This is a genomic window from Moorena sp. SIO3I6 (assembly GCF_010672095.1).
Window position 1 is genome coordinate 22,172 of the sequence record NZ_JAAHHU010000072.1, and the last position, 10,860, is coordinate 33,031.

The 10,860-nt window shown below is 44.1% G+C and carries 6 protein-coding genes and 3 pseudogenes; 3 read left to right on the forward strand and 6 right to left on the reverse strand.

Annotated features, from left to right (window positions below; genetic code table 11):
* Positions 1-373: 373 nt before the first annotated feature.
* Positions 374-1,699 (reverse strand): glycosyltransferase, encoded by a 1,326-nt coding sequence (locus tag F6K49_RS20485; protein WP_366514208.1) that lies wholly within the window; start codon positions 1,697-1,699, stop codon positions 374-376.
* A gap of 142 nt (positions 1,700-1,841) precedes the next feature.
* On the opposite strand from F6K49_RS20485, the gene shc reads away from it, so the two are divergent.
* Complete coding sequence (gene shc, locus F6K49_RS20490) at positions 1,842-3,755, forward strand: squalene--hopene cyclase (RefSeq protein WP_293099596.1); 1,914 nt, start codon at positions 1,842-1,844, stop codon at positions 3,753-3,755.
* A gap of 57 nt (positions 3,756-3,812) precedes the next feature.
* Here the strand turns inward: shc and F6K49_RS20495 are convergent.
* The 3 genes and pseudogenes from F6K49_RS20495 to F6K49_RS20505 all read right to left on the reverse strand — a co-directional run bounded on the left by F6K49_RS20495 (position 3,813) and on the right by F6K49_RS20505 (position 7,364).
* Positions 3,813-4,671, reverse strand: a pseudogene (locus F6K49_RS20495) (DUF4351 domain-containing protein).
* 185 nt (positions 4,672-4,856) lie between these two features.
* Positions 4,857-5,739: pseudogene (locus F6K49_RS20500) on the reverse strand (DUF4351 domain-containing protein).
* A gap of 182 nt (positions 5,740-5,921) precedes the next feature.
* Positions 5,922-7,364 (reverse strand): NAD(P)/FAD-dependent oxidoreductase, encoded by a 1,443-nt coding sequence (locus F6K49_RS20505; protein WP_293099599.1) that lies wholly within the window; start codon positions 7,362-7,364, stop codon positions 5,922-5,924.
* Between the two features lie 158 nt (positions 7,365-7,522).
* Between F6K49_RS20505 and F6K49_RS20510 the strand changes: the two genes are divergently transcribed.
* Together F6K49_RS20510 and F6K49_RS20515 are read left to right on the forward strand one after the other, a co-directional pair.
* Positions 7,523-8,503 (forward strand): SDR family NAD(P)-dependent oxidoreductase, encoded by a 981-nt coding sequence (locus F6K49_RS20510; protein ID WP_293099602.1) that lies wholly within the window; start codon positions 7,523-7,525, stop codon positions 8,501-8,503.
* A 27-nt stretch (positions 8,504-8,530) separates the two neighbouring features.
* Positions 8,531-9,349, forward strand: coding sequence for an SDR family NAD(P)-dependent oxidoreductase (locus F6K49_RS20515; protein ID WP_293099605.1), 819 nt, complete (start codon positions 8,531-8,533; stop codon positions 9,347-9,349).
* 201 nt (positions 9,350-9,550) lie between these two features.
* Here F6K49_RS20515 and F6K49_RS20520 read toward each other — a convergent pair.
* A pseudogene (locus F6K49_RS20520) lies at positions 9,551-10,433 on the reverse strand (Rpn family recombination-promoting nuclease/putative transposase).
* Positions 10,434-10,510: 77 nt separating this feature from the next.
* Positions 10,511-10,860: DUF4351 domain-containing protein (locus F6K49_RS20525; RefSeq protein ID WP_293099608.1), on the reverse strand; the 350-nt coding region annotated here is incomplete at its 5' end.

Sequence of the window (10,860 nt, forward strand, 5' to 3'; positions counted from 1 at the left end):
GATAGCTTGATGAGATTAAAATTATTAAAATCATTGAAATACTAATAAAATAGCAAATCAATAGATGCCCATTTAATGCTCAAGCTTCGAGTTAATTTTTAGCCTAGTTATTTTCAAATACCACTATTTATTTCTCAGGCAAAGTTCAGGACATTATGCAGTGCTTAACAAAAGTTAATAGTATAGTGAAGTATAGTTAGGGAAAGGGTAATAGACAAGAGCGGCTCTGGTAACAAAACTATGTCTTAACCTTTACTTCGACTGCTATAACAGTAAACTTTCAACTATCAACCTCCAACCTTTAACTATCAACCTCCAACCTTCAACTATCAACCTCCAACCTTCAACATAGAACAACCTCCAACCTCAACCCTCAACCGAATAAACCCTTCCTTTCCAAGCACCCCCCCCGTCCTTGCCAATGTCGCCATGCTGAATCTATGGTCATTAGCGTATACAGCAAGCCGATCCCAGGTAAGCAAAATGCCAGCAGAGGAGAACATTGATAGAGACGCAGTGTGGGTAAGTAAGCTAAAGCCATCAGTAACCATGTCACCAGAGATGCGATCGCATTCAGCCAATGTCCAGTCAAAACACTAACGATCAAACCAATCGGGGGTACTAGATAAATTAAGGTCATTCCTATCACCGTACCTACTAATAGCCATGGGGAATACTCTAGTTGGGTAAAAGCCGTGCGAGCAATCATATTCCAGATACTGGCTAAAGAGGGATATGGTCGTAAGCTGCGAGTTGATTGACTTAGCCCTAACCAAATGCCACCAAAGGCAGGGCGTTGCTGATTGGTTTTGCTCAAGCCCCCTAAATCCCCCGAGCGAGCAATCCCTCGCTCGGGGGGACTTTGAGAGTTTTGTTCCCCCCAAAATTGGGGGGCTAGGGGGGCGAAACTTGCTGTATTACTAGATTTAACTGCTTGAGCGAGGGCGCAATCATCGATTAATGCTTGACGCACCACCTGAATCCCACCGATCCGGTTTAAGGCTTGATGGCGAATTAAAATACATCCTCCAGCCGCAGCCGCAGTAGATTTTGTGGGGTTATTGACCCAAGCAAAGGGATACAGTTTTTGAAAGAAGAACACAAAAGCAGGAATAAGTAGTCGCTCCCAAAAGTCTTGGCATCTGAGCAACACCATTAGGGAAACTAGATCCAAGTGTTCCATCTCCGCTTTGGTAACCAGTTGACGGAGATTGGCTGGATCATGCTCAATATCAGCATCAGTCAATAAAAAATAATCTGGGGCTGGGGTTTGCTGCTGCCCATGACGAATCCCCTGTTCTAAGGCCCAGAGTTTACCAGTCCAACCAGGGGGTAGGGCTTGACCGGATAATACTTCTAGTTGGAATCCTTCGGAGGATTGGTTGCTTTCCTGGGCAAGGGCTTGAGCAATGGTGCAGGTTTGATCAGTGCTTTGGTCATCCACTACAATCACCGTCAAGCAGCCAGCATAGTCTTGAGCTAAAAGCGATCGCAATGTCGTGGGGAGCAACTCAGCTTCATTACGAGCTGGAATTACAGCACAAACTTTCGGTAAGGATTCCCCTTGACCTACAGACCTGGTAGGGAAAGTCTCTATAACCAGCCGTTGGTCTGCTCGCCAAAACTGACCCCGAAATCCTAGTAATCCGATCCAAATCCCTAAGGATAGAACAGTTATTCCTAATCCGATTGTATCCATTTGTATTGATAGCTATTGCCAATTATCCACTACAAATAGCAAAATAACGTAACCAAAGGTGCGACCCAAGGCCGCGAGGGATTGCTCGCGGCCTTGGAGGCGCGCACCGATGAATCTGGTGTGTGAAGTGGAACGGTAAAACATGCAAACCCAAGACAGGATTGTACACTCAGGGGTTACAGAAGCGATCGCAAATAGCCAAAGCTATCTACTCGCTCAGCAATATCCCGATGGTTACTGGTGGGCAGAACTAGAATCTAATGTCACCATAACGGCGGAAATTATCCTACTCCATAAAATTTGGGGAACTGACAAACAACGACCTTTACATAAAGCCGAAGCCTATCTGCGTTCTCAACAGCGGAAACACGGTGGCTGGGAACTTTTCTATGGTGATGGTGGGCATTTGAGTTGTTCGGTGGAAGCTTATATGGCACTCCGCCTTTTGGGGGTACCTGCCAGCGACTCAGCTTTGGTCCGAGCCAGGGATTTTATTCTCAGACGGGGTGGCATCAGCAAAACCCGGATTTTCACCAAATTTCATTTAGCCTTGATTGGCTGCTATAGCTGGCGCGGGATTCCCTCGATTCCCCCCTGGATAATGTTGTTTCCGGAATGGTTTCCCTTTACGATCTATGAAATGTCTAGCTGGGCAAGGGGAAGTACAGTTCCTTTATTAATTGTCTTTGACCAGAAGCCAGTATTTGATAGTCAGCCAAGGATCAATCTAGACGAGTTATATACCGAAGGAGCTGATCACGCCAAGTTTGAGCTACCTCGCAATTCCGATTGGACAGATTTATTTGTACTGCTTGATGATGGATTTAAGTTAGCAGAAGACTTGAATTTAGTTCCATTCCGGAAGGAGGGACTGGCAGCAGCAGAAAAATGGGTCTTGGAGAGGCAAGAAGCCACAGGAGACTGGGGGGGAATTATTCCAGCGATGTTGAATTCCCTGTTAGCCTTGCGTTGTCTCAACTATGATCTTGCTGATCCGGTCGTGCAACGGGGACTGGAAGCCATTGATCGGTTTGCTATTGAAACCCCTGACAGCTACCGAGTCCAAGCCTGTGTTTCCCCAGTTTGGGATACAGCTTGGGTATTGCGAGCGATGGTGGAATCTGGTTTAGAACCGGATCATCCAGCCTTAGTTCGGGGTGGAGAATGGTTGTTGCAGCAGCAAATACTAGACTATGGGGATTGGGTGGTAAAGAATCCTCAAGGAAAACCAGGAGGATGGGCCTTTGAGTTTCAAAACCGTTTCTATCCCGATTTAGATGATTCCCCAGTGGTGATTATGGCCTTGAATAGCTTGAAACTGCCTAATCAGAAACTAAAGCAGGCAGCCATAGCTCGTGGCTTGGCTTGGATAGCATCAATGCAGTGTAACCAAGGGGGTTGGGCGGCGTTTGATATTAATAATAATCAACACTGGCTCAATTCTCTGCCCTATGCTGACCTGAAAGCGATGATTGACCCTAACACAGCGGATGTGACCGCACGGGTCCTGGAAATGCTGGGTTCGTGTAATTTATCCATAGAATCCCAGCAGTTAGAGAAAGCGATCGCATTTTTGATTCAGGAACAGGAAGCCGATGGCAGCTGGTTTGGTCGTTGGGGGGTTAACTATATCTATGGCACCAGTAGTGCTCTTTCCGCCTTATCTAAAATAGCGCCTCACACCCACCAACGTAGTATCGAACGGGGTGCGGCTTGGCTAGTGAAATGTCAAAACCTCAATGGTGGCTGGGGTGAGACCTGTCTTAGTTACGATGATCCCAGTCTTAAGGGACTAGGAATCAGTACCGCATCTCAAACCGCTTGGGCTTTAATTGGTTTAATGGCAGCAGGAGAAGCTACTGGCAACTGGGCAAGGGATGCCATTGAGATGGGAGTCAACTACTTAGTGTCAACTCAACAGCCCGATGGCAGTTGGGATGAAACCGAGTTTACAGGCACAGGTTTTCCCAGTCATTTTTATTTGAAGTACCACTTCTATCAACAATATTTCCCGTTGTTGGCCTTGGGACGGTATCAAATGTCTGTTTCAAGTTGAAGGTTGTTGGTCAGAATGAAGAATTAAAAATTAATTCTTCATTCCCACGCATCCTGTTTATTGCTGATGGGATGCCAACCAGACTGTCAAATCTGTGACTGTCTCAAAATCCAACAGCGCCTCGCTCAACTCCTCCAATTGAGCCACAGAAAGCTTTTGGATCCCCTCAAGTAGCTGGTTTTCAACACTCCCAAACCGACGGGTGATCAGACGTCTAACGATTGAGTAACCTTCCTCTTGCCTTCCTTCAAGTTTCCCTTCAAGTAAACCAAGTTTATGTCCTTTTTGAATGATCTTCTGATAAATTACAGACTCTTGCATCACTTCCTCCGGAAATAATTCTGTGATCAACCTTTGGTCAAACCGCAAACCCGCTAGTAACTGGGTACAAGCGGATATGTTAGTAAAAGCTAGTGGTTCTTCAATCCTATCTACTGCTGCTGCCACTTGCTCTAATAATCTGGTTGGAGACTCACGCTTATGCCAGAGTCGCAAAGGGCAATAAGGCGGGATTGGTCAAAAATAGCTCAGGGTCTTGCTCCCACATCCTGATTACTCGATAGCAATGACTGGTGTTAGTATCGACCAACTGATTAGTATAAGCTTTTTCTGAGTTAGTGGATTTCAGAAATATCACCACCTGCTCTATGGGACAGTTATACTTTTCTTTGAGTCTGACCCAATACTTGAGCATTCTCAATGGTAGGGATGGCTTGGAAACCGGTAGGGTTTGAAATTCCCACTGCAGGATTTGGTTAGGGGTTTGCAGCAGCGTCAAGGAATCGGCGTGAATCGGTTCGGTATTTAACTCAGTTTTCAGGACTGATATTTCAGTAACTTCAATATCATGAAGCCACCTGATCAAATCAGCTGGGTAGTTTTCGGCGAGATATTTACAAATGTTATCGTAACCCAAAGTAGTTATCTGTGGTTAAGACTACCTGGCCAAGTTTACAGGATTTAGTCAAAAAAAGCGATCGCATTTTTTATTAGACCTCTTGCAAAAATAAATATGAAATCAAAATCTATCGCTTTTGCCAATAGCCATGCATGGCTTTTGCCTTGTCAACACCCACGGTTTATGAGACTTATGCAAGAGGTCTATTGCTGATGCTCAGTCAACCATACCGTCAAATCTGTGATGGTCTCAAAATCCAACAGCGCCTCGCTCAACTCCTCCAATTGAGCCACAGAAAGCTTTTGGATCCCCTCAAGTAGCTGGTCTGAAACACTACCAAACCGACGGGTGATCAGGCGTCTAACGATTGAGTATCCTTCCTCTTGCCTTCCTTCACGTTTTCCTTCAAGTTTTCCTTCGCGTTTTCCTTCAAGTAAACCCAGTTGATGTCCTTTTTGAATTATCTTCTGATAAATTACAGACTCTTGCATCACGTCCTCCGGAAATAATTCTGTGATCAACCTTTGGTCAAACCGCAAACCAGCTAGTAACTGGGTACAAGCGGATATGTTAGTAAAAGCTAGTGGTTCTTCAATCCTATCCACTTCTGCCGCCACTTGCTCTAATAATCTTGTCGGAGATTCACGCTTATGCCAGAGTCGCAAAGGGCAATAAGGCGGGATTGGCCAAAAATTGCTCAGGGTCTTGCTCCCAGAGCCTGATTACTCGATAGCGATGACTGGTGTTAGTCTCCAGCAACTGGTTAGTATAAACTTTTTCTGAGCGAGTGGATTTCAGAAATATAACCACCTGCTCAATGGGACAGTTATACTTTTCTTTGAGTCTGACCCAATACTTGAGCATGCGCAATGGTAGGGATGGCTTGGAAGCCGGTAGGGTTTGAAATTCCCACTGCAGGATTTGGTTAGGGGTTTGCAGCAGCGTCAAGGAATCGGCGTGAATCGGTTCAGTATTTAACTCAGTTTTCAGGACTGATATTTCAGTAACTTCAATATCATGAAGCCACTTGACCAAATCAGCTGGGTAGTTTTCTGCGAGATATTTACAGATATTATCGTAAGCCAAAGTAGTTATCTATGGTTAACAGTACCTGGGCCAGTTTACCGGATTTGGTTAAAAAAAGCGATCGCGTAGCGATGCTCTCAAAGAGCCGCTACGCGATGAAGCGTTTCGGCAAAGCCGACGCTACGCGAACGCAAAGCGTGGCCTACGGCCTCAGCTTCCGCGCTTGTGCGATCGCAACTAGGCTAGGTAGAAATATAGTCATCGAAAATTGGTTTTCTTGTAGCCCACCAATATTGGATAGTATTACCAGGCCACAAAGCGAATACTCTCCCATCTTTATTTTGATACCAACTCATACAGTTTTCTTTTGTCCACACCCTCTTTTCCATAGTTTTCCATAAATCCTGATAATAACGTCTCATGGCTTCCTCCTTCACTTCCAGAGATTTCCAGTCTTCTCTGAGCATTTTATTCAAGCAGCCGATAATATAATTAACTTGGCACTCTACCATTAAGATGACCGAGCTATGACCCAAACCAGTATTCGGTCCTAAAAGACTAAAAAAGTTAGGGAAATGGGGAACAGAAATACCAAGATACGCTTCTGGTTCGTTGCCCCATATCTCCGCTAGACTCTCTCCGTTGCTACCACGTATATCGATTTTTTGATAGGACAAAGAGTTAAATCCTGTAGCATAGATAATAGCATCAACTTTATAGTCTTTTCCTTGTTCTGTTACCAGACTATCAGTAGTTATGCTTTCTATCTTATCTGTAATCAATTCTACATTATTTCGGTTCAGGGTTTGATAAAAGTCGTTATTAATTAAAATTCGTTTACAACCGGGTTGATAGCTGGGCATCACCGCATCCCGTACTCGGGAGTCATCAATTTCCTGGTGTATGCGTTTTTCCAATTGTTTTCGCAGGTACTTACCGATAAAACTTCCAGTAGTGAATAGAGAAAAATTGATTAAGTCATTACGCAAGTATAGTAATCCACGGTGCAGTTGCATCAGAATAGGTAAATTATTAAAATACCATTGCATCTGGGCTGAATAAGTCCCATCGTCTCGGTTAGTAATCCAGTTAGGAGTTCTTTGAAAAATGAATAGTTTTTTTACTTTTTTGGCAACTTCTGGTAGAAATTGAACTGCACTCGCTGCAGTTCCTACAACTGCCACAGTTTTATCAGTTAAATCAAAGGTGTGATTCCATCTAGCTGAGTGAAACGAGACTCCTTTGAAGGTTTCCAAGCTATTTAAATTCGGTAATTTTGGTAAATTTAAACCTCCCCAGGCACTGATCAGTATCTTAGCTGTTATCGTTTCATTCTCAGCTGTGTTAACATACCAGAGGCAATTTTGGGCATTGAAATGGGCACTAATAACCTCTTGATTAAAACGGATATGGGGATAAATATTGTATTTACGTGTGCATTGTTCTAAGTATTTCAATATCTCTGCCTGAGAGGGATAAACTTGACCCCAATCATGTTTCATTTCAAAAGAGTAGCAATATAAATGAGCGGGAATGTCACAGGCACATCCTGGGTAGTTATTATCCCGCCAAGTCCCTCCAAGTCGAGAGGATTTTTCTAAAATAATGAAAGGTATTTTTGCTTTTTTAAGTTTAATAGCCATGCAGATACCAGACATGCCGGCACCAATAATAACTACTTGCATTTTGATTATTTTTATGGTATAATTGTAGGGGATTATTCGTTTTATTGTTTAGTTCGAGAGTTACGTTTACCGATCATCGACGTTTAGATAAAAATCTCAACCATAAAATGTCAAAAAAATGTTAACATGAATTAATATCAATATCAAAAAAAGCAATTATGGAAAGCCTTAAAGGCAAAGTCACCTTGGTCACGGGTGCCAGCCGTGGTATTGGTAAAGGAATTGCGATTGGCCTTGGCGAGGCAGGTGCTACGGTATATATTACTGGTCGTAGTCTCGACAGTTCCAATGTCACAGAGGGAGTTTCCGGTAGTCTTAGGGAAACCCAATCAGCTGTGCAAGATGCTGGTGGAATTTGTATTCCGGTAATGGTAGATCATAGCGACGACCAACAAGTGCGCTTACTTTTTGAACAGATTCAAGACGAGCAGAAGGGACAACTGGATCTGCTGGTCAATAATGCCTTTTCAGGAGTGCAGGCATTGAAGGATGGATACGAAAAACCATTTTGGGAATGCCCTGAGAATCTTTGGGATGCTGTCAATCATGTCGGTCTCCGCAGCCATTATATTGCCAGTGTTTTTGCAGCTCGACTGATGATTCAGCGTCAGCAGGGGTTGATTTGCACCATCTCATCTTGGGGCGGCATGTCTTACATCTTTGGTGCCGCCTATGGAGCGGGTAAAGCCGCTTGCGATCGACTGGCTGCAGATATGGCTGTTGAACTCAAGCAATATAATGTGGCATCCCTTTCGATTTGGCCAGGCATAGTTGGTACCGAGCATATGTCCAGTTTGGCTTTGCAAATGGCAGAAGATAAACCAGGTAATCAGCAAAGCCGAGTGATCTCTCAAGGCTTTAATTGGGAAACTCCTTTACTAACAGGGCGCGTTATTGCTGCCCTTGCTGCAGACCCAACTGTAATGCACTTTACAGGCCGCGTTCGAGTTGTTGCAGAACTGGCTGATCACTATGGAATTATCGATAAAGACGGGTTACGTCCGGTATCACTACGCTCTCTACGTTTTATAGCTCCAATGTTTTGGCCACCATTAATAAAATATGCGTCGCTGATACCTAACATTAATTTACCCTGGTTTTTATTACTATGGGGAATACTCCAATCTCCTAAAATTTAACCCAGAGCAAAAATTGAGAACAATTAGATGAGCAATCTCCATGGAGCTGTGGTACTCATCACCGGTGCCGCCGGTGGATTCGGTCAGGAACTGACTCGGCAATTATTAGAAGCTGGTAGCCATTTGATCCTCACGGATCTTGATGAAACTCTTCTTAAAGAGCGTGCCGAGGCTATTCAACGGGAGGTTAAAACTGGGGATATACTTGCTCTTTTGGAAATTAATCTTTCTGAACATGACGGATGCGAAACCCTTTATCACCAGGTTAAAAACCTCGGAATAGCAATCGATATTTTGATCAACAATGCTGGCATTGGGCTTTTTGGTCGCATGGACGAAGTTCCTGGGGAAAAATGGGAAAGGCTGATGCAGGTAAATCTGCTGGCACCAATGCGATTAAGTTCTCTATTTGCCGCCGATATGATTAGGCGTCGCCAAGGTCACATCGTTAACATTTCCTCTGCTGCTGGCTGGGTGGCACCCGCTGGCATGGCTCATTATGCTGCTAGTAAATTCGGGTTGCGAGGATTCAGCGAAGGGCTTTTAAATGAAGTTAAAATTTACAACGTGAAGGTTACAGCTGTTTATCCCTTTTACAGCCGTACTCCCATTCTCCAGTCGGAACAGTATGGAACCCTTGCCAAAGAAAATCAGGGGTTGCCGGAATTTTTAGTAACTGATCCGGCTAAGGTCATGGGCGAAACGATTCAAGGAATCATTGATAATAAACCTCAGGTTTTTCCTGATGGAATGGCAAAAATTATCTCAGTTATTAAACGTTTTTTTCCCCAATTATTAAACTGGATTTTTAATGGGTTCAATCGGAATTCAAAAGCCGATTTATAGGATTGATATAGCAAAGGGAACAGGGCACAGGGAACAGGAAACAGGCAGTAGGGAATAGGCACAAGCAAGGACTGGTTTTGGCGAGAAGCCCACACTTACAAGAGGTGCGACCCGTGGCGAATTTAATTATTAATGGTAAGAGCGCACCTAGGTAGGAAGTGTGGGAGCATGCCAGTGAGCTTGGATGTGTAGGCATCCGATTTATTGCTGATGGGATGCCAACCATACCGTCAAATCTGTGACGGTCTCAAAATCCAACAGCGCCTCGCTCAACTCCTCCAATTGAGCCACAGAAAGCTTTTGAATCCCCTGTTGTAGCTGGTCGTCAACACTCCCAAACCGACGGGTCAGTTGACGTATAACGATTGAGTATCCTTCCTCTTGTTTTCCTTCACGTTTCCCTTCGAGTAAACCTTCCCGTTTTCCTTCGAGTAAACCCAGTTGATGTCCTTTTTGAATTATCTTCTGATAAATTACAGACTCTTGCATCACTTCCTCCGGAAATAATTCTGTGATCAACCTTTGGTCGAACCGCAAACCAGCTAGTAACTGGGTACAAGCGGATATGTTACTAAAAGCTAGTGGTTCTTCAATCCTATCTACTGCTGCCGCCACTTGCTCTAATAATCTTGTAGGAGACTCACGCTTATGCCAGAGGAGCAAAGGGCAATAAGGCAGGATTGGCCAAAAATAGCTCAGGGTCTTGCTCCCACATCCTAATTACTCGATAGCGATGGCTAGTGTTACTCTCCAGCAACTGGTTAGTATAAACTTTAGATGAGGTGGTGAACTTCAGAAATATCACGACCTGTTCAACAGGACAGTTATACTTTTCTCTGAGTCTGACCCAATACTTGAGCATCCGCAATGGTAGGGATGGCTTGGAAGCTGGTAGGGTTTGAAATTCCCATTGCAAGATTTGGTTAGCCGTTTGCAACAGTGTCAAGGAATCGGCGTGAATCGGTTCGGTATTTAACTCAGTTTTGAGCACCGAGATTTCAGTAACTTCAATACCATGAAGCCACCTAACCAAATCAGCTGGGTAGTTTTCGGCGAGATATTTACATATATTATCGTAAGCCAAGGTAGTTATTTGTTATCTATGGTTAACAGTACCTGGGCCAGTTTACAGGATTTGGTTAAAAAAAGCGTAGGCATTTTTTATTGCTGATGGGATGCCAACCATACCGTCAAATCTGTGACGGTCTCAAAATCCAACAGCGCCTCGCTCAACTCCTCCAATTGAACAACAGAAAGCTTTTTAATCCCCTGTTGTAGCTGATCGTCAACACTCCCAAACCGACGGGTCAGTTGACGTATAACGATTGAGTACCCTTCCTCTTGTTTTCCTTCGAGTAAACCTTCCCGTTTCCCTTCGAGTAAACCTTCACGTTTCCCTTCGAGTAAACCTTCCCGTTTTCCTTCGAGTAAACCCAGTTGATGTCCTTTTTGAATTATCTTCTGATAAATTACAGACTCTTGCATCACTTCCTCCGGAAATAATTCTGTGA